The 19,163-nt window shown below is 70.2% G+C and carries 15 protein-coding genes; 7 read left to right on the forward strand and 8 right to left on the reverse strand.

Annotation, left to right across the window (positions count from 1 at the left end; all coding sequences use genetic code 11):
* Window positions 1-72: 72 nt before the first annotated feature.
* Window positions 73-1,197: a DegT/DnrJ/EryC1/StrS family aminotransferase gene (locus HNR67_RS23135; protein ID WP_185004296.1), complete on the reverse strand. Its 1,125-nt coding sequence runs from the start codon at window positions 1,195-1,197 to the stop codon at window positions 73-75.
* Window positions 1,198-1,496: 299 nt separating this feature from the next.
* Window positions 1,497-2,459: a helix-turn-helix domain-containing protein gene (locus HNR67_RS23140; protein ID WP_185004297.1), complete on the reverse strand. Its 963-nt coding sequence runs from the start codon at window positions 2,457-2,459 to the stop codon at window positions 1,497-1,499.
* Window positions 2,460-2,530: 71 nt separating this feature from the next.
* Here HNR67_RS23140 and HNR67_RS23145 point away from each other — a divergent pair, with 71 nt between their 5' ends.
* Together HNR67_RS23145 and HNR67_RS23150 are read left to right on the forward strand one after the other, a co-directional pair.
* Window positions 2,531-3,544 carry a saccharopine dehydrogenase NADP-binding domain-containing protein gene (locus HNR67_RS23145; protein ID WP_312987869.1) on the forward strand — a complete coding sequence of 338 codons (1,014 nt, stop codon included), beginning with the start codon at window positions 2,531-2,533 and terminating at the stop codon, window positions 3,542-3,544.
* 101 nt (window positions 3,545-3,645) lie between these two features.
* Window positions 3,646-4,779 carry a serine hydrolase domain-containing protein gene (locus HNR67_RS23150; protein WP_185004298.1) on the forward strand — a complete coding sequence of 378 codons (1,134 nt, stop codon included), beginning with the start codon at window positions 3,646-3,648 and terminating at the stop codon, window positions 4,777-4,779.
* Window positions 4,780-4,838: 59 nt separating this feature from the next.
* On the opposite strand, the gene HNR67_RS23155 is transcribed toward HNR67_RS23150, so the two are convergent.
* The 4 genes from HNR67_RS23155 to HNR67_RS23170 all read right to left on the reverse strand — a co-directional run bounded on the left by HNR67_RS23155 (window position 4,839) and on the right by HNR67_RS23170 (window position 10,905).
* Entirely contained in the window at window positions 4,839-6,200 is a 1,362-nt protein-coding gene (locus HNR67_RS23155; RefSeq protein ID WP_185004299.1) for an NAD-dependent succinate-semialdehyde dehydrogenase, read from the reverse strand.
* Between the two features lie 185 nt (window positions 6,201-6,385).
* Window positions 6,386-7,309, reverse strand: coding sequence for a hypothetical protein (locus HNR67_RS23160; protein WP_185004300.1), 924 nt, complete (start codon window positions 7,307-7,309; stop codon window positions 6,386-6,388).
* A gap of 480 nt (window positions 7,310-7,789) precedes the next feature.
* Window positions 7,790-9,454 (reverse strand): protein kinase domain-containing protein, encoded by a 1,665-nt coding sequence (locus tag HNR67_RS23165; RefSeq protein WP_185004301.1) that lies wholly within the window; start codon window positions 9,452-9,454, stop codon window positions 7,790-7,792.
* A 50-nt stretch (window positions 9,455-9,504) separates the two neighbouring features.
* A complete protein-coding gene (locus tag HNR67_RS23170) occupies window positions 9,505-10,905 on the reverse strand; it encodes a short-chain fatty acyl-CoA regulator family protein (RefSeq protein WP_185004302.1) in 1,401 nt (466 codons plus the stop codon).
* A gap of 131 nt (window positions 10,906-11,036) precedes the next feature.
* Between HNR67_RS23170 and HNR67_RS23175 the strand changes: the two genes are divergently transcribed.
* From HNR67_RS23175 to HNR67_RS23195, 5 genes are all read left to right on the forward strand, one after another.
* A complete protein-coding gene (locus tag HNR67_RS23175; RefSeq protein WP_185004303.1) occupies window positions 11,037-11,906 on the forward strand; it encodes a 3-hydroxybutyryl-CoA dehydrogenase in 870 nt (289 codons plus the stop codon).
* Entirely contained in the window at window positions 11,906-13,387 is a 1,482-nt protein-coding gene (locus tag HNR67_RS23180) for an MmgE/PrpD family protein (protein WP_185004304.1), read from the forward strand. The genes HNR67_RS23175 and HNR67_RS23180 overlap by 1 nt, the downstream gene beginning before the upstream one ends.
* Window positions 13,387-14,280, forward strand: a complete 894-nt coding sequence (prpB, locus tag HNR67_RS23185; protein WP_185004305.1) for a methylisocitrate lyase — start codon at window positions 13,387-13,389, stop codon at window positions 14,278-14,280. The genes HNR67_RS23180 and prpB overlap by 1 nt, the downstream gene beginning before the upstream one ends.
* Before the next feature lie 26 nt (window positions 14,281-14,306).
* Window positions 14,307-15,419 (forward strand): bifunctional 2-methylcitrate synthase/citrate synthase, encoded by a 1,113-nt coding sequence (locus HNR67_RS23190; protein WP_185004306.1) that lies wholly within the window; start codon window positions 14,307-14,309, stop codon window positions 15,417-15,419.
* 727 nt (window positions 15,420-16,146) lie between these two features.
* Window positions 16,147-16,806, forward strand: a complete 660-nt coding sequence (locus HNR67_RS23195; RefSeq protein ID WP_185004307.1) for a hypothetical protein — start codon at window positions 16,147-16,149, stop codon at window positions 16,804-16,806.
* Between the two features lie 132 nt (window positions 16,807-16,938).
* Here the strand turns inward: HNR67_RS23195 and HNR67_RS23200 are convergent, their stop codons facing one another.
* Together HNR67_RS23200 and HNR67_RS23205 are read right to left on the reverse strand one after the other, a co-directional pair.
* Entirely contained in the window at window positions 16,939-17,685 is a 747-nt protein-coding gene (locus tag HNR67_RS23200) for an SDR family NAD(P)-dependent oxidoreductase (protein ID WP_185004308.1), read from the reverse strand.
* A 35-nt stretch (window positions 17,686-17,720) separates the two neighbouring features.
* The gene (locus HNR67_RS23205; protein ID WP_185004309.1) at window positions 17,721-19,142 is read right to left on the reverse strand and encodes a short-chain fatty acyl-CoA regulator family protein; all 1,422 of its coding nucleotides are present in this window, start codon (window positions 19,140-19,142) and stop codon (window positions 17,721-17,723) included.
* Window positions 19,143-19,163 lie beyond the last annotated feature (21 nt).

Below are 19,163 nucleotides of genomic sequence, written 5' to 3' on the forward strand. Positions count from 1 at the left end.
GGACCCACGCTAGCCAGACCCGACGGGGGGATCAATCCCCCAAAACGGACAGCCATTTCTTTGCCGGAAAAACTATCGCATTTTTGCGCACACCGACCGCAAAGCGCTGATCACCTTGTCCTGCAACCCGGTCGGCAACGACGGATACATCGGCAACGAGAAGATCTCCCCGGCCAACCGCTCGGTCACCGGCAGGGATCCCTTGGCATAGCCCAGATGCGCGAACCCGGACATGAGATGCACCGGCCACCGGTAACTCACGTTGAGCACGATGTCCTGCTCCCGCAGGCGTTCCAGGATCCGCTCGCGTTCCGGGTGGCGGACGACGTAGAGGTAGTGCACGTGCTCGTTGCCGGGGGTGACGGTCGGCAGTTCGAGTTCACCCGGTGCGGTGAGGTCGGTGAGGGCTTCGGCGTAACGCCGGGCCACCCGTTGACGGCCCGCGATGTACTCGTCCATGCGGCGTAGTTTGCGGCGCAGGATCTCGGCCTGCACCTCGTCGAGCCTGCTGTTGTGACCGGGAACCCTGACCACGTAGTAGCCGTTTTCCATGCCGTAGTAACGCAATCGGCGCAGGTTCCGGTCCGCCTCGGCACTGCCGGTGAGCACTGCGCCGCCGTCACCGTAGGCGCCGAGGACCTTGGTGGGGTAGAAGGAGAACGCGGCCGCGTCACCCATGCTGCCCGCGAGTGCGCCGTGCTGGCGGGCGCCGTGGGACTGGGCGCAGTCCTCCACGACCAGCAGGCCGTGCTCGGCGGCGAGTGCGCGCAGTGGGGCCATGTCCACGCATTGGCCGTACAGGTGCACGGGCACGATTGCCTTGGTGCGCGGGGTGATCGCGTCGGCGAGCTGGGTGGTGTCCATCAGGAAGTCGTCGGGGCGGACGTCGACGAAGACCGGGGTGGCGCCGGTGCCGTCGATGGCCACGACGGTCGGGGCGGCGGTGTTGGCGACGGTGATCACCTCGTCGCCGGGGCCGATGCCCAGGGACTGGAGGGCGAGCTTGACCGCGTTGGTGCCGTTGTCCAGGGCCACGCAGTGCGGAATGCCGTGGTAGGCGGCGAATTCCTGCTCGAAGCCACGCACGCTGGCACCGAGGATGAGCTGTCCGGAGCGGAAGACGGTGTCGACCGCGTCGAGGATGTCGTCCCGTTCCCGCTCGAACTCCGGCAGGTAGTCCCAGACGTGAGTGGTCATGAATCCCAGTGTGGCCCGCCGAAAGCCCCCGGTGCACCGCCGACCGGACGGTGCCGAGCCGCATCCGTCCACTAAGGACAGACGCGGCCTGAACAGATGGCCAGAGGTCCGATCCACACCTCGTCGGCGTGTTGGCCGTTGTCGTACCCAGTGTTGGCCGAACTGGTACGCCCGTTCGGCCAACACACCGCCCACAACGGCCAACACCCTGTACGAGAACGGCCAACACACCGTCCAGAACGGCCAACACACCGTACGAGAACGGCCAACACGGTGGGAGGGGGCTTCTTGCCGGGGGCCTAGGGCGGATTTGGTGGGGTGGTCCGGCGGCCGCGGAATGTTCGCCGGTACGTGTCCGGTGCTACCCCCACCGTCTGGTTGAAGTGCCGTCGCAATGTGGCCGCTGTCCCCATTCCGGTTCGCTCCGCGATCACATCCACGCTCGCGTCCGTTGTCTCCAGCAGCTCCTGTGCCCGGTGTACCCGCTGGTTGTGCAGCCAGTGCAACGGGGTCGTGCCGGTGGTGGCGATGAAGTGGCGGGCCAGGTTGCGGGTGCTCATGCTGGCGCGGGTGGCCAGGTCCTGGACGGTGAGGGGCTCGTGCAGGTGTTCGGTGGCCCAGCGCATGAGGTCCTGCAGGTGGGTGCCGCCGGGTGGGGCGGGGGCGGTGATGAACTGGGCCTGGCCGCCCGCGCGGTGCGGGGGCACGACCAGGCTGCGGGCCAGGGCGTTGGCGGTGGTGGCGCCGTAGTCGGTGCGGACGATGTGCAGGGACAGGTCCATGCAGGCGGCCTTGCCTGCGGAGGACAGGAACGGGTGGTCGTCGACGTAGAGGACCTCGGCGTCGACGGTGATGTCCGGGTAGCGGCTGGCGAGTTGTTCGGCGTGCGCCCAGTGCGTGGTGACCCGGCGGCCGCTGAGCAGGCCGGCGGCGGCGAGCACGAACGAGCCGGTGCACAGCGAGACGATCCGGGCGCCGCGGGCGTGTGCGGCGCGCAGGGCGTTGACGATGTCGGCCGGTGGGTCGCGGTCGACGTCGTGGTAGGCCGGGATGATCACCGTGTGCGCGCTGCGGACCGGGGCGAAGCCGGGGCTGCTCGGCACCCTGGCCACCGCGCCGAGCTGGGCTGCCTTGGGACCGCAGACGGTGAAGTCGTACCAGGGACTGCCCAGGTCGCCGCGGTCGACGCCGAAGACCTCGATCGCGGTGGCTGCCTCGAACAGCATGGCTCCCTCGTAGAGGGCCAGTACGACGGATCGCATGTCCGAAAGTGTACAGATGTTGTCGAATCAGACACTCGTGCCGGCGGCTGCGGACGATCAGGATTGGTCCCGTGAGCATTGAGAACAAGCTGGTCGCGGTCATGGGGGCCTACGGGCACACCGCGAAATTCGTCCTGACCCAGCTGCGTGCGCTGGGCCTGACCCCGGTCCCGGTCGGCCGGGATCGGGATCGGTTGCTGGCGCTGGGACTCGCCCAGCCGCCGCGGGTCGCCTCGGTCGAGGACCCGGACTCGCTGGACCGGGCCTTCGCCGGGGTGCTGGCGGTGGTCAACTGCGCCGGGCCGTTCGCCGACACCGCCGTCCCGGTGGTCGAGGCCGCGATCCGGGCCGGCGCGCACTACGTCGACGTCGCCGCCGAACAGTCGGTGACCCTGGACCTGCTGGCCCGCTTCGACGCCCCGGCCCGGCGGGCTGGGGTGGCGGTGGTGCCCGCGATGGCCTTCTACGGCGGGCTCGGCGACCTGCTGGCCACCGCGGCCGCGGCCGACTGGACCGAGGCCGACGACGTGCAGGTCGCCATCGCCCTCGACAGCTGGCTGCCCACCCTGGGCAGCCGCCGCACCGGCGCCCGCAACGCGGGCAAGCACCGGGTGTACACCGGCGGCCAGTTCGTCCAGCCGCCCAGCACACCGAGCACGCTGACCTGGAAGTTCCCCGACCCGATCGGCGAGCAGCAGCTCGTCGAGATGCCCAGCGCCGACCAGGCGACCATCGCGCACCACCTGCGCACCCCGCTGATCACCGTGCACATCAGCACCGGCGCGCTGGCCGACGTCAAGGACCCGGCCACCCCGCCGCCGGTCGCGGTCGACGAGCTGGGCCGGTCCGCGCAGACCTTCCACGTCGACGTGGTGGTCAGCCGGGACGGCGAGCAACGCCGGGCGAGCGCGTCCGGGCAGGACATCTACGGCGTCAGCGGGCCACTGGCGGCTGCCGCGGTCGCCCGGCTGCTCAGCGACACGGTCACGCCGGTCGGCGCGATCACCGCGGGGGAGTTGTTCGACGCGCCCGAGTTCCTGCGCTCGCTGGCACCCGGGCACCTGTCCTTCACGACCGGTCGGTAGGGCTGTCCCCACCCCGGAATCGGCAGTCCACCGCAGGGACCGGCGGACTCCGGCCGCCTACCGTCGGTTCCGTTGACCGAGGCAGGGGAGTGGAACAGCTCATGCGGGGCAGGACGAAATGGGGCGCGCTGGCGATCGCGGTGCTGACCGTGGTGCTGGCGGCCGGTCCGGCACCGGCCGCCGGGAACGGGCGGTCGGTGTTGCGGCAGGACCTGGACGCGATCCGGGACGCGGGTGCGGTCGGGGTGCAGGCCCGGGTGGTGTCGCCAGCCGGCCGCTTCGCCGGTGCCAGCGGGACCGCGGTGCTGGGGCGGCGGGTGCCGGTGCCGGTGGACGGGCACTTCCGGATCGGCAGCAACACCAAGACCTTCGTCGCGGTCGTGCTGCTCCAACTCGAAGCCGAGGGGCGACTGTCCCTTGTGGACAGTGTGCAGAAGTGGTTGCCCGGCCTGGTACAGGGCAACGGCAATGACGGGAACAAGATCAGCATCCGGCAGTTGTTGCAGCACACCAGCGGTCTGCACGACTACCCGCACCAGGTGGAGCAGGAACTGACCACCGAGCAGGGGTTCCGCGCGCACCGGTTCCTGCGCCTGCCACCGGAGGAAGTGGTGGCTCGCGGTGTCCGGCACCCGCCGGTGTTCGCCCCCGGCAGTACCTGGGGCTACGCCAACGTCAACTACGTGCTGGCCGGGATGATCGTGGAGCAGGTCACCGGGCAGTCCTGGCGGAGCGAGGTGCGGCGGCGGATCATCGAGCCGCTGGGGCTGCGGCACACCTCGCTGCCGGACTCCTCGCCCCGCCTGCCACGGCCGCACGCGGAGGGCTACACCAAGGACACCGCGACCGGGAACCTGTTCCGCAGCACCGAGATCAGCCTCGGCTGGGTCGGCGCGGCGGCGGAGATCGTGTCCACCACCGAGGACCTCGGCCGGTTCTGGCGGGCGCTGCTGGGTGGAGGACTGCTGCCGCCCACCCAGCTGGCGAAGATGAAGACCACGGTTCCGGTGGGCAGGCCCGGGTACGAGTTCGGGCTGGGCATGGCGCGGCAGCGACTCGGCTGCGGTACCTGGGTCTGGTCGCACGCCGGGGGCACCTCCGGTTTCCTCACCGGCAACGCGGTCACCGAGGACGGCCGGACCAGCGTGATCGTGTCCCGCTCGCTGGACGGTGGCACCCGGGCCGAGGATGCGGCCGCCGACCGGCTGGTCGAGCACGCGATCTGCGGGAAATGACTCAGGGGCCGGTCGCCGACGAGACCACGTCGGCGATCGGAACCCGGGAACCGTTGGCGCTACAGCCGGAGTGACTTCTTGTTCATGAACTCCTCGATCCCGGCCGGCCCCAGCTCGCGCCCCATGCCGGAGCGCTTGATGCCGCCGAAGGGCAGATCAGCCTGGGAGCCGCCCGCGCTGTTGAGGTAGACCATGCCGGACTCGAGCTGCTCGGCGACCCGGCGCAGCCGCACCGGATCGGTGCCCCACACGCTCGCGCCCAGCCCGAACGGCGAGTCGTTGGCGATCGCGATCGCCTCCTCCTCGTTCTCTGCCTTGAACACCAGCACCACCGGCCCGAAGATCTCCTCCCGGTAGGCGTCCATCTCCGGCGTCACATCGGTGAGCACGGTCGCCTCCAGGAACGCCCCCGGCCCCGGCACCCGGTGCCCACCGGCGCGCAGTGTCGCGCCCTGCCGGACCGCCTTCTCGATCTGCCCGGCCACCTCGTCCGCCGCGGCCGCCGAGGCCAGTGGCGGCAGCTTGGTCGCCGGGTCGGCCGGGTCGCCGGGCAGGTAGAACTCGGCCACCCGCTTGCTGATCCGGTCCACGAAATCCTCGTAGAGGTCGGCCAGCACGATCATCCGCTTGGGCGCGTTGCAGGACTGCCCGCAGTTGCGCATCCGCGCGGTCGCGGTGGCCCGCACGGTCTCGTCCAGGTCGGCGGTGTCCAGCACGATCAGCGGATCGGCGCCGCCCAGCTCCAGCACCGCCTTCTTCAGGTTGCGCCCGGCCTCCGCGGCCACCGAGATCCCGGCCTGCTCACTGCCGGTCAGCGACACGCCCTGGATCCGCGGATCGGCCAGGATCGCCGGCACCTGCCGGCTGGAGGCGAAGGTGTTGACGTAGACGTCGTCCGGGACTCCGGCGTCGCGCAGGATCTGCTCGATGGCCACCGCGGAGCGCGGGCAGATCGAGGCGTGCTTGAGCAGGATCGTGTTGCCCAGCAACAGGTTCGGCGCCACGAACCGGGCCACCTGGTAGCAGGGGAAGTTCCACGGCATCACACCCAGCAGCGCGCCCAGCGGCTCCTTGGTGATCACCGCCTCGCCGCCGCGGATGGCCAGGGGCTCCTCCGCGATCAGCTTCGGACCGTGTTCGCCGTAGTAGGTGAAGATGTCCACCACCACGCCGACCTCGCCGAGGCCCTCGCCGACCCGCTTGCCCATCTCCAGCGTCATGATCGCGGCCAGTTCCTCGGCCCGCTCGGCGAAGAGTTCCGCCGCCCGCAGCACGATCCGGGCCCGCTCCTGCACCGGCCGCCGCCGCCAGGCCGCGAAACCCCGGTGCACCCGCTCGATGGCGGCGCGCACCTCCTCCTCGGTCGCGTTCGGGATCTGCTCGACCAGTTCGCCCGTCGCCGGGTTGGTGACCGTGTACATGTGCGGCCAGCCCTCCGTTCGCCACCCTCTACCCACTACCGTATATCGTATGCAGACTACTGTGTACCCCGCGTTGAGCGGTGGGGTAGTCGTGGTGTGACCGGGGTCCCAGGGGGTTGACAGCGAAAAGCGGCCGGCCCACACCTGGTGCGGGCCGGCCGCTGGGCCGTGCTGCGAGCTGGGGGTTACGGCTTGCAGTTGTCGACGCTGCCGACCGACTTGGGGGTGAAAACGCAGGTGTCGTTGCCGAGCCCGCCGTCGACCTCGCCTTCCTCGTCGTTGCTGGGGGCCTGCCTGCCGGTGTCGCTGTTGCGTCCGCCGGTCAGGGTGATCTTGTCGTCGCCAGGGCCGCCGAAGACCTTCCCGGCCAGCTCCGGATCGGCGACGTCGTTGCCGTTGGCCTCGCCGGTGGCGGTGTCGCAGGTCTCCAGGCGAGGCTCACCGCCGATGAGGGTGATGGTGTCGTTGCCCTTGCCGCCGGTGACGGTGCCGCTGTTGGCCGCGTCGCCGCACTTGGTGGTCCCGCTGCGGCCGCCCTGCAGGAGGATGGTGTCGTCGCCCTCGTTGCCGTTGACCTTGCCGGTGCCGGCGTTGGCGATGTTGACGTTGTCGGTGGCGTTGCCGCCGTAGAGCTTGATGGTGTCGTTGCCGGGACCACCGTTGATGATGCCGTCGTTGCCGTGCGCGCCGAAGTCGTAACCCTCCCGGCCGAGGGTGATGGTGTCGTTGCCCAGCCCGCCGTTGATGATGCCCAGGTTGGCCGCGCGGGTGTCGACGATGGAGGAGAACTTGTCGTTGCCCGGTCCCAGGTTGACGGTGTCCGGCGGGCCATCCGCCTGGGCGGGGTAGACGCCGCCGAAGAACACGTCGTCGTCCCCGGCCCCGGCGTAGACGATGACGGATTCCTCGCCGTCGTTCAGGTCGGTGACGTGGCACTTGATGACGTCATTGCCGTCAGTGCCGAAGATGTCGAAGTGGTCGCCCTTGTCCACGCCCCTGGTGGGCTTGCCGTTGACGGTGCACACGGGATCCTGCGCGTGGGCAGGCAGCGTGCCGAAGGCCATGGTCATGCCCACAGCGAGGGCAAGGTAGGGCAGTTTCCTGAGCATGGGTACCCCTTTTTGTGAAATTACGAAATTGTGGCCGTTGCCACATCACTTGACCGTCACGGCCATTCGTGGCCAGTTCGGTCACCTCGCCGCGGCACGGGGTCTGGGTGCCACGTCGGAGACTTCGCGTCGGCGGTTAGCCGGCTAAACCGCAGGGTGAGCTACTTTTTCCAGCCCTGGACCAAGCACTCGGGCCTGGGGGGTGAAGACGCAGGTGTCGTTGCCGCCGGTGCCCTGGAAGATGCCGCGGCCGCGCGTAGGCGGGCAGCGCGCTAAACGCCATGATCACGCCCACAATCGAGGCCAGGAGGATGGTATTTTGCGCACCGACATCCCCCGCCTGACGTTTTTATCCTTGCTGCGCAATTACCATAGACCCATTCGGCCGGTACCATTGTGGCCCATTCGACGGTCACTCATTAAAACAGCCAAATATTGCCCTGTGTCACAAAATTGACCGGCGGCCAGGGCCATTCGTGGTCAGCGCAGCCCTTCCGCGATCGTGGTGGCCAGCGTGGTCACTCCGGCGCAGCGCTGGGCCGAGGGCTGGGTGCCGCGCCAGATGATCTCGATCCGCTCGATCGGGTCCCGCCGGTAGGTGATCGAGGCCAGGCACTTGTCGTCCCCGGCGCCTGCCGGCAGCAGCACGACCTCGCGGCCCGCGATCGTTTGCACCTGGCCGTCCTCGGGCGGGTCGGTGCGGTAGAAGTTGACCAGCACCGCCGGGTCGGCGTTGGGCGCCGTCCAGAAGCAGCTCCAGCCGCCGAGACCGGGTTTGCGGGTGATCTGCTTGGTGCCGAACGGACCGCTGAGCTGCTCGCCGGTCAGCAGGTCGCAGGCACTCAGCGCGGACAGGGAGCCGGGCTGGGTGACGCGGCGGGGCAGCGGGCCGCGGTGGTAGGCGCTGAGCACGCCCGGCACCAGGGCCTCGGCCAGCGCGCACAGCTCCGGCGGACGCTCGTTCTGCCAGGCGGAGATCACCACCCGGTATCCGCCCGGCAGGTGCACGATCCGCCGGCACTGGTCGCCGTCGCGGTCCTCGCGCACCGGCAGCGGCTCGGTGGCCGCAGCCAAGGGGTGCTGCGGCACCTCGAAGGAGTCGACGTCCGGACCGGTTTCCAGCCGGACGTAGAGGTCCACCTCCAGGTTCCCGCGCAGCTTCGTGTGCAACAGGCAGGCGTTGAACGATCCGCGCTCCGCCGCGTACCTGGTCGGGCCGTACCGGTCCAGTTCGCGCGGATCGATCAGCCCGCAGGCCTCGACGGTGCGCGGGTCGCCGACGAAGGCCGGACCGGCGGCCACGGGGGAGACGCCCGTGGTGGGGGTGGCGGTCTGCGGCGGGGTTTCCCAGACCGGCACCAGCGCGATGACCGCGGCGGTGACCGCGACCAGGCCGACGCTCGCCGTGACCAGCAGTTTCCGTCGGCGGGGCAGGTCGGCGGCGGCCTTGCGGAACAACTCGCGGGCACGCACCGCGGCAGGGCGGAGCTGTGGATCGGGGTTGGTCAGCGCGGCCAGCACCTTGGTCAGGGCGCGGCCCGCCCCGGTCGGCGGCAGGCCCTCGGTCGCGGCGGTCAGCGTGGCGCCCAGCGCGTACAGATCGATCGCGGGGGTGGCGAAACCGCCCGCGAGCACCTCCGGGGCCAGGAACCCGTCCGTGCCCGCCACCTGGGCACTGCCGGTGCGGGTGACCTGGGACCAGCTCGCGATGCCCAGGTCGGTCAGCTTGGCCACGCCCTCGGCGGTGACCAGCACGTTCGCCGGGGTGATGTCGCGGTGCACCATGTTCCGCTCGTGCATGGCCACCAGCGCGTCCGCGATCTGCGCGCCGATCCCGGCCGCCGTGCGCGCGGGCACCGGACCGTCCTCGCGCAGGATCTCGGCCAGGCTGCGCGAGGGCAGGTACTCCTGCACCAGCCAGCGCTGCCCGTCCTGCTCGGCCACATCGTGCACGGCGATCACGTTCGGGTGCTGGAGTCCGGCGCCGATCCGGGCCTCCCGGCGCAGCTGCTCGCTCTCGCCGACCTTGAGCGCCACCTCGCGGCGCAGCTCCAGGTCGGTCGCCTGCCAGACGACCCCCATGCCGCCCGCGCCGACGACGCGCTCCAGCCGATACCTGTTCGCGATCACCGTGCCGGGTTGCATGCGGGCGATCCTAGGCGTCCTGGCTGCACTTTTGGCTCGAATCCGGTGGTTCAGGCCTCCGGCGGGTAGGGCAGCAGGCTGCTCACGTGCTCCTGCACCCGCAGGGGTTTCCCGATTGCCGGAAATGCCCGTTGCGGGCAGGCCGGGCGCTCGCACACCTTGCAGCCCATGCCGATGCCGGTGATCGCCGCGCCAGCGCCCAGCGCCAGGCCGTCGGAGTAGACCAGCCGCTTGGCGTGCCGGAGTTCGCAGCCGAGGCCGATGGCGAAGCTCTTGCCGGGGTCGCCGTGTCCGCCCGCGGCCCTGGTGACGGTGCGGGCCAGCCAGAAGTACTGCTTGCCGTCGGGCAGTTCGGCGATCTGGGTGAGGATGCGGCCGGGCGCGCTGAACGCCTCGTAGACGATCCACAGTGGACACGAGCCGCCGACCCTGGAGAAGTGGAAACCGGTGGCGGACTGGCGTTTGGAGATGTTGCCCGCCCGGTCCACCCGGACGAAGGAGAACGGCACGCCGCGGGTTCCCTTGCGCTGCAAGGTGGACAGCCGATGGCAGATGGTCTCGAAGCCCACCCCGAACTCCTCGGACAGCCGGGTGATGTCGTAGCGATGGCGTTCGGCCGCGCCCAGGAACACCCGGTAGGGCAACACCAGCGCGCCCGCGAAGTAGTTGGCCAGCCCGATCCTGGCCAGCCGGTGCGCGGTCTCCTCGCTGAACCCGCCGCCGCGCACCAGACCCTCGATCACCTCCCCGGCCTCCAGCAGCGCGAGTTCGGAGGCCAGCCGGAAGGCGGACTGACCGGGGCGCAGGGTGGGGGACAGGCGCAGGGTCCTGGTGCGTCGGTCGAAGCGGTGCTGATCGCTGCCCAGCGGTTCCTCGACCACCCGCACCCGGTGCCGTTCCAGCAGCCCGGCGATCAGGCCGGCGCGCACCTGGCCGGGGCGCAACCGCAGTTCCGCGGCCAGCCGCTCGGCGGGCTCGTCCAGTTCGGCCACGTGGTTGTGCCGCCGGTAGAACCAGTCCCGCACCTCCTCGTGCGGCTGCCGCACGCTGGTGCGGTCCAGGCCCTGTTCGGCGACCAGCGCGGTGATGTTCTCCACCGCCTCCCGGTAGCGCTGGTGCAGGGTGACCAGGGTGCGGGCCACCTCGGGCAGCTTTGTGGTCAGCTCGTCGACCTGGAGTGCGGAGACCGCGCCAGTCACGGTGTCGTCGGCGAAGACCTCGCGCACGTCGGCGACGAGCCGGGCGATGTCCTGCGGGGCGAAGAACTCCGCGTCCACGCCGAAGTGCTCGGTCAGCCGCAGCAGCACCGGCAGGGTCAGCGGGCGGGCGTTGTGCTCGAGCTGGTTGACGTAGCTGGGCGAGATGCCCAGCAGCCGGGCCAGCGCCGACTGCGACATCGACCGGTCCTCCCGCAGCTGCCGCAACCGGGCGCCCGCGAACAACTTCTCCACCCGCCGACTGTAACAACTGTGACAAGCGACGGCCGGACATTCACAACAGTTCACAGGCCCGAGCACTGGTCGGTGTCCAGGCTCGCTGGCACTGTGGAGATCAAGACGTCACAACGTTCACAAGGAGGGTCATGAGCAGCGAGATCGCCAGGGTCGCGGTGATCGGCGCCGGGCAGATGGGCGCCGGGATCGCCGAGGTGTGCGCGCGGGCCGGGCTGGACGTGCTGGTGTGCGAGCAGGACACCCGCGCGGTCGAGGCCGGTCGGGCGCGCATCCAGCACTCGCTGGACCGGGCGGTGCGGGCGGGCAAGCTGGACCGGGCCGAGGCCGGGCGGGCGAGCCGGCGGCTGCGGTTCGGCACCGACTTGGGCGAGCTGAGCGACCGGCAGCTGGTGATCGAGGCCGTGCTGGAGGACGAGCAGGTCAAGACCGAACTGTTCGCCACCATGGACAAGGTGGTCGAGGACCCGGCCGCGATCCTGGCCTCCAACACCTCCGCCATCCCGATCATGCGCCTGGGCATGGCCACCGGGCGGGCCGGGCAGGTGCTCGGACTGCACTTCTTCAACCCGGCGCCGGTGCTGCCACTGGTGGAGGTGGTCGGCTCACTGCTCACCACACCGTCCACTGTGGACAGGATGGAGCGGTTCGCCACCGATGTCCTTGGCAAGCAGACCATCCGGGCCGGTGATCGCGCCGGGTTCGTGGTGAACAAGCTGCTGGTGCCCTACCTGCTTTCCGCGATCCGGATGGTCGAGTCCGGCTTCGCCACCGCGGCCGATGTGGACCGGGGCATGGAACTGGGCACCGCGCACCCGATGGGCCCGCTGCGGCTGAGTGACCTGATCGGCCTGGACACGGTGGCCGCGATCGCCGAATCGCTGTACGCGGAGTTCAAGGAACCGCTCTACACCCCGCCGCCGTTGTTGCTGCGCATGGTCGACGCCGGGTTGCTGGGCAAGAAGTCCGGTCGCGGGTTCCACGTCCACGGAGGCAAGTGATGATCAACCACACCGTGCGCGCCTACCGCCCGGACGAGAGCCTGCCCAGGGAAGAGCAGCTGGCCTGGAAGCTGGCCGCGGTGGCCACCGACCCGGTCCCGGTGCCCGCCGAGGTCACCGAGATGGTGATCAACCGGTTCATCGACAACGCCGCCGTGGCCGCGGCTTCCTTGTCCCGCAAGCCGGTCCGGGCCGCGCGGGACCAGGCCCTCGCGCACCCGCGTACCCCTGGCGCCGCCGTTTTTGGTGTGCCCGGCCGGTATTCGCCGGAGTGGGCGGCCTGGGCCAACGGCGTGGCCGTGCGCGAACTGGACCACCACGACACCTTCCTGGCCGCCGACTACTCCCACCCCGGCGACAACATCCCGCCGATCCTGGCCGTGGCCCAGCACACCGGGCGTTCCGGCGCGGATCTGGTACGCGGCATCGCGGCGGGCTACGAACTCCAGGTCGACCTGGTGCGCGGGATCTGCCTGCACGAGCACAAAATCGACCACATCGCACACCTCGGCCCGTCCGCCGCCGGTGGTATCGGCGCGTTGCTGGGGCTGTCCACCGAGACCGTGTACCAGGCGATCGGCCAGGCGTTGCACACCACCACCGCCACCCGCCAGTCCCGCAAGGGCGAGATCTCCTCCTGGAAGGCATACGCACCCGCCTTCGCGGGCAAGGCCGCGATCGAGGCGGTGGACCGGGCGTTGCGCGGGGAGGGCGCGCCGAGCCCGATCTACGAGGGCGCGGACGGCGTGATCGCCTGGCTGCTCGGCGGTCCGGAGGCGGTGTACACGGTGCCGCTGCCCGCGCCCGGCGAGTCCAAACTGTCTATTTTGGACACCTACACCAAGGAGCACTCGGCCGAGTACCAGAGCCAGGCGCTGATCGACCTGGCCCGCAGGCTCGGTCCTCGGGTCGGCGAGCTGGGGAAGGTGGAGCGGATCGTGATCCACACCAGCCACCACACCCACTTCGTGATCGGCTCCGGTGCCGGCGATCCGCAGAAGTACGACCCGAACGCCAGCCGGGAAACCCTGGACCACTCCATCCCGTACATCTTCGCGGTGGCCCTGCAGGACTGGGCCTGGCACCACGAACGCTCCTACGACCGCGCCCGCGCCACCCGGCCGGACACCGTGGAGCTGTGGCAGAAGATCAGCACGGTGGAGGACCCGGAGTGGACCCGCCGCTACCACGAGCCGGAACCGGCCTTCGGCGGCCGGGTCGAGGTGCTGCTGGCCGACGGCAGCACGATCACCGACGAGATCGCGGTCGCCGACGCCCACCCGGCCGGGGCCCGCCCGTTCGCCCGCGAGCAGTACGTGGCCAAGTTCCGCGCCCTGGCCGAGGGCGTTCTCACCACCGCCGACCAGGACCGCTTCCTGGACACCGTGTCCCGGCTGGACCGGCTCACCCCGGCCGAGGTCGCCAACCTCGCCCTCCCCGCCGGACTGCCAGCCGAGCCCGTCACCAAGGGAATCTTCTGATGCTGCACGCCATCCCCAGCGCCGCCGACAAACGCAAGGCCCTGCGCGCCGGACTCGACTCCGGCCGCCTGCTCAAGCTCCCTGGCGCGTTCAACCCGTTGTCCGCGAAGCTGATCGAACGCCACGGTTTCCACGGCGTGTACATCTCCGGCGCGGTGATCTCGGCCGACCTGGGCCTGCCCGACATCGGTCTGACCACCCTCACCGAGGTCGCCGGACGCGCCCAGCAGATCGCCAGGGTGACCGCGTTGCCCTCCCTGGTCGACGCCGACACCGGCTTCGGCGAGCCGATGAACGCGGCCAGGACGGTGCAGGTGCTGGAGGACGCGGGCGTCGCCGGGCTGCACCTGGAGGACCAGGTGAACCCGAAGCGCTGCGGGCACCTGGACGGCAAGGACGTGGTGGAGCTGGACGTCGCGGTGCGCCGGATCAAGGCCGCGGTGGCCGCCCGCCGCGATCCCGACTTCGTCATCGCCGCCCGCACCGACGCGAAATCCGTGCTGGGCCTGGACGAGGCCATCCGGCGTGCCAAGGCCTTCGCCGACGCGGGCGCGGACCTGATCTTCCCGGAGGCACTGACCGACGCGGCCGAGTTCGAGGCGTTCCGGGCCGCGGTGGAGGTGCCGATCCTGGCCAACATGACCGAGTTCGGCAAAAGCCGCCTGCTCGACGCCCGCACCCTGGAGTCAGCGGGCGTCAACGTGGTGATCTACCCGGTCACCCTGCTGCGACTGGCCATGCACGCCGCCGACACCGGCCTGCGCGAGATCACCGAACAGGGCACGCAGGAGGGCCTGCTGGACCGGATGCAGCACCGCCGCGACCTGTATGACCTGCTGGATTACCAGCGCTACAACGCTTTCGACGACCAGGTCTTCAACTTCCGGGTCTGACCCGCGCCACCCCGAGAGGACCCACGATGTCCACCGCAACCATCCACAAAGGACTCGCCGGGGTCGCCGTGGACACCACGACGATCTCCATGGTGAACCCGGAGACCAACTCCCTGACCTACCGCGGCTACCCCGTCCAGGAACTGGCCGCCCACTGCCGCTTCGAGGAGGTCGCCTACCTGCTCTGGCACGGCGAACTCCCCACCCCAGCCCAACTGTCCGCCCAAAATGCCACCGAACGCGCCCAGCGAGCCCTACCCCCAGAACTGATCAGCACCCTGCTCAGCCTCCCCGCCACCGCCCACCCCATGGACTCCCTGCGCACCGCGGTCAGCATCCTCGGCGCCCTGGACCCCAGCGAGGAGGACAACTCCCCACAGTCCAACCACACCAAGGCCCTACGCCTCTTCGCCGTCCTGCCCACAGTCGTCGCCCTGACCCAACGCCGCCTACGCGGCCTGCTCCCCCTGGCCCCCCGCACCGACCTCGCCTACGCCGAAAACTTCCTCTACCTCACCTTCGGCGAAATCCCCGACCCCGTAGTGGTCCGCGCCTTCGAAACCTCCCTGATCCTCTACGCCGAACACAGCTTCAACGCCTCCACCTTCACCTCCCGAGTGGTGACCTCCACCCTCTCCGACCTCTACAGCGCGGTAACCGCAGCCATCGGCGCCCTCAAAGGCCCCCTGCACGGCGGCGCCAACGAAGCGGTCATGGCAGTCCTCACCGAAATCGGCACCCCAGCCCGCGCCGAACCCTGGCTCCGCGAAGCCCTCGCCGCCAAACGCACCATCATGGGCTTCGGCCACCGCGTCTACAAAAACGGCGACTCCCGAGTCCCCACCATGCGCCAGGCCCTCGCCGAAGTAGCCACCCACCGCAACGGCACCCACCTCCTCGAAACCTACGAAGCCCTAGCCAAAGCCATGCTCACCGCCAAATCCCTACACCCCAACCTCGACTACCCCGCAGGCCCCGCCTACCACCTGATGGGCTTCGACACCCCCGTCTTCACCCCCATCTTCGTCGCGGCCCGCATCACCGGCTGGACAGCCCACATCACCGAACAACTGGCCGCCAACAGCCTCATCCGCCCCACCAGCATCTACACCGGCCCCCCAGAACGCCCCCTCACCTAACCCCCACCCCGGCGTGTTGGCCGTTCTCGTACGCCGTGTTGGCCGTTGTGGACGCCATGTTGGCCGTTGTGGGACGTGCGGTAGGGGATGGCGGGCGACGGCGGGCCGGGGCGGGGGTGCCGGGTGGGCACGTCGGGCGTGGCGGCTGGGCGGGGAGGCCCGGCCTGACTGCTCGGCGCCGCGCGCCGCGCGGAGGGTCGGGTCGGCGAGGCGGCGCGCCGGGGAGCCGCGGAGGGGGAGACTCGATTCGCAGAGATGGGGCGGTGCGGCGGCGGAGGCCCTGCCCGGCGAGGTGCGCGGCGCGGCTGGGCGCGAGGCGAAGCGGGACAACCCGGCGTGGCGCAGCAACGTGGACGCGGCGACCGTACAACTTCGGCCAACATGGCGTACAACTTCGGCCAACATGGTGTACAACAACGGCCAACACGCGGGCGAGGGTTCAACCCTGCCGGAGTGTTGGCCGTTCTGGTACGGGGTCTTGGCCGTTGTGGGACGGTGTGTTGGCCGTTGTGGGCGGGCGAGGCCCGGAGTCCGGCAGCCGGGCGAAGCCCGAACGGGCAGCGGGGCTGGCTTTTCGAGAACCCCACCCGAGTACTGCTCTTCGTTCTTCCCCCATCCTTTGAGGTCTGCCTGTCCGGCGAGGACGCCTGTAATCTTGTGATCTTGGCCCACAACGGCCAAGACCCCGTACAACAACGGCCAACACTCCGGGGGGAGGGGTCGCGAGATGAAGATGCCGATCACGGTGCACCAGGCTCGCCTCGACGGCCGGGACTGGCGGGTGATCCGCCCGGCTGGCGGTCTCGCGCACGCCGAGTTCTGGGACGTGAGCTGGCAGCTCTGGCTACGCGTCGACCGAGGCTCCGCTTACCGCTTAGGCATCCTCTGGCTCCTGGCCGCCCGCTCCAAGCACACCATCATCCACCTCCCCCTCCGCAACGGCGACCGCGCGCTCGGCGGCGAGGACCTCCCCGGTCAGCGCAAGGACCTCGTCCTCTGCCAGCACAGCCTCCAGCTCCGCGCCTCCCTCTGGCCCCGACTGCGATCAGCCCTGGACAAGGGCAAGCCGCAAACCGTGCACCTCCCCGACAGCGACCTGCCGGACCCGGACCGCGTCGACCGTCAAGCCCTGCTGCACCGCGACAACCAGGATCTCCTCAACGAGCGCAGCCACGCCGACACCGTCTTCCTTTCCGGCAGCGCGCCCGTGTTCCGGCACACCGCCGACCGCTTCTTCGACCTCGCCTTCCGCGCCCCGGGCACCGCCCCTGGCGAGGACCCGGCCGATCACGTGTTCTCCCGCATCGACTGGGACGAAGGCGTACTCGGCAACGCGCGCGGGATCCACGTCGAGTACCGCCCCCGCTGGGCCTCCGCGACGAAGTAACCGCCACCCCGCGTACGAGATCGGCCAACACGGCGTACCACAACGGCCAACACGGCGTACGAGATCGGCCAACACGGCGTACGACAACGGCCAACACGGCGTACGAGATCGGCCAACACGGTGGAGGAGGGGTTAGGGGCGGAGGTGGGAGGCTCCGTTGAGGTCGATGATGGTGCCGGAGGTCCAGGCGGAGGCTGGGGCGGAGAGGTGGAGGACGGTGTGGGCTACTTCCTCCGGGGTGCCTACTCGGCCGAAGGGGCTTTCCTGGCGGAGGGCCTCACCGGAGGGGGCCGCGAGTTTGGGTTGCTGGCGTTCGGTGGCGATGAAGCCGGGGGCCACTGAGGTCACGGCGATGTGGTGGGGCGCGAGGGCGATGGCCAGGGATTGGCCGAGGGCGTGCAGGGCCGCCTTGCTCGCGGCGTAGGCGGGGTGGGTGGGTTCGCCTCGGTAAGCGCCGCGGGAGCCGATGTTGACGATGCTGCCGGGGGCGCCGCGGTCGATGAGGTGGCGGGCCACCGCCCAGGTGACGTTGGCGGCGCCGAGCAAGTTGACCTGGATCATGTGTTGCCAGGTGGCGACCCAGTCGGCGTAGTCGACCTCGGCTGGGGCGTGGCGGTTCTCCGCGGTGGGGGCCACGCCGGCGTTGTTGACCAGGACGTCGACCCGGCCAAGGGCGATGATGGCGTCGGTGGCGATCCGGGCCGCGGCGGCCGGATCGGCCAGGTCGCCGGTGACCAGGGCGTGGCCGGTGCCGGGCAGGGCGGCCAGGGTCGACTTGGCTTCCTCGTGCGGCCGGGTGCTGTGCACGGCGACCCGCTCGCCCGCGTGGGCGAAGGCGAGTGCGACCGCGCGGCCGATGCCCCGGGAAGCCCCCGTCACCAGCACTCCTCTGCGCTCAGCCACCTTGGGCTCGGTCAACGAGACCCCTCCCGGAACGGTTGCAGTGGGTACGGCACGAACGTGCTGCGATTCTCGTCCACCCGCAGCGGCTTGCCGATCGGTGGGGACGAACGCTGCGGGCACAGCGGGCGGTCGCAGGTCTGGCAGCCGGGGCCGATCGGGGTGGCCGCGGCCGCGTCGTCCAGGTCGGTGCCCGCCGAATAGACCAGGCGGCCGGCGTGCCGGATCTCGCAACCCAGGCCGACCGCGAAGGACTTGCCGGGACTCGCGTAGCCGCCGCGGCTGCGGGAGACCGTGCGGGCGACCCAGAAGTAGCGCTGGCCGTCCGGCATCGCGGCCACCTGGGTGATCACCCGGCCGGGGGCGGAGAACGCGCTGTAGACGCTCCACAGTGGACACGTGCCGCCCGCCCTGGAGAAGTGGAAACCGGTGGCGGACTGGCGTTTGGACACGTTCCCGGCCCGGTCCACCCGCACGAAGGAGAACGGCACCCCGCGCGCACCCGGCCGTTGCAGGGTGGTCAGCCGGTGGCAGATGGTCTCGAAGCCCATGGCGAAGTGGTCGGCCAGCAGTTCGATGTCGTAGCGCAGCCGCTCGGCGGTCTCGTGGAAGGCGCGGTAGGGCATCACCAGCGCGGCCGCGGCGTAGCGGGCCAGGCCGACCCGGATCAGCGAGCGGACCGGGCCCTCGGGCTCGGCGCTGTCCCGGACAATGGCGTCCAGTGAATCGCCGAATTCGAGTAACGCGATTTGGGTGGCCATCCGGAAAGCCTGCTGGCCAGGTCGCATGTTCAGCGAAAGGCTGAGTGTCCTGGTGGCCGGATCGAAGTGGTGCAATTCACCTGCCGAACCCTTATGAGCTACATCACCCACCATGGTGCGCACGTGCACACCGTGCTTGTCGGCCAGTCTGGCGGTCAGCGCGGCGCGCACCTCGCCGGGCCGGATGCCGATCACCCCGGCCACCTGCTCGGCCGCGTCGTCCAGGCTGGGGAAGTGGTTGGCGTAGGTGTAGAAGAAGTCGCGGACCCGCTCGTGCGCGCCGATCACCGACTCCACCGCGCGGTCCCCGGCGAGCAGGCCGAGCTGCTCGTCCAGGTGCTGGTTGCGCCGGTGCAACGCGATCACCGCCTTGGCCAGCTCAGGCCGGGAAGTGGCGAGTTCCCGCAGGTCATCGGCTGAAACCTCGGCCGAGGACAGGGCCTCGCGCAGTTCGGCGAACAGCCGCGCGGAGTCCTGGGCGGCGAAGAAGGAGGCGTCAACGCCGAAGGTCTCGGTGATCTTGAGCAGCACCGGAACGGTCAGCGGCCGGGAGTCGTGCTCGATCTGGTTGAGGTAACTCGGCGAGATGCCCAGCGAGCGCGCGAGGTCGACCTGGTTCAGCCCCCGCTCCTCGCGCAGCCTGCGCACCCTGCCGCCGACGAAGGTCTTGGCCATCCCGCACCTCCAGTGATGACC

Origin of the sequence: Crossiella cryophila (assembly GCF_014204915.1) — a bacterium.
GTDB classification, from domain to species: domain Bacteria; phylum Actinomycetota; class Actinomycetes; order Mycobacteriales; family Pseudonocardiaceae; genus Crossiella; species Crossiella cryophila.

Coding starts and splice junctions, on each gene's coding strand:
- HNR67_RS23135 (WP_185004296.1), bottom strand. CDS start 1,197: ATGACCACTCACGTCTGGGACTACCTGCCGGAGTTCGAGCGGGAACGG.
- HNR67_RS23140 (WP_185004297.1), bottom strand. CDS start 2,459: ATGCGATCCGTCGTACTGGCCCTCTACGAGGGAGCCATGCTGTTCGAG.
- HNR67_RS23150 (WP_185004298.1), top strand. CDS start 3,646: ATGCGGGGCAGGACGAAATGGGGCGCGCTGGCGATCGCGGTGCTGACC.
- HNR67_RS23155 (WP_185004299.1), bottom strand. CDS start 6,200: ATGTACACGGTCACCAACCCGGCGACGGGCGAACTGGTCGAGCAGATC.
- HNR67_RS23160 (WP_185004300.1), bottom strand. CDS start 7,309: ATGCTCAGGAAACTGCCCTACCTTGCCCTCGCTGTGGGCATGACCATG.
- HNR67_RS23165 (WP_185004301.1), bottom strand. CDS start 9,454: ATGCAACCCGGCACGGTGATCGCGAACAGGTATCGGCTGGAGCGCGTC.
- HNR67_RS23175 (WP_185004303.1), top strand. CDS start 11,037: ATGAGCAGCGAGATCGCCAGGGTCGCGGTGATCGGCGCCGGGCAGATG.
- HNR67_RS23180 (WP_185004304.1), top strand. CDS start 11,906: ATGATCAACCACACCGTGCGCGCCTACCGCCCGGACGAGAGCCTGCCC.
- prpB (WP_185004305.1), top strand. CDS start 13,387: ATGCTGCACGCCATCCCCAGCGCCGCCGACAAACGCAAGGCCCTGCGC.
- HNR67_RS23190 (WP_185004306.1), top strand. CDS start 14,307: ATGTCCACCGCAACCATCCACAAAGGACTCGCCGGGGTCGCCGTGGAC.
- HNR67_RS23195 (WP_185004307.1), top strand. CDS start 16,147: ATGAAGATGCCGATCACGGTGCACCAGGCTCGCCTCGACGGCCGGGAC.
- HNR67_RS23205 (WP_185004309.1), bottom strand. CDS start 19,142: ATGGCCAAGACCTTCGTCGGCGGCAGGGTGCGCAGGCTGCGCGAGGAG.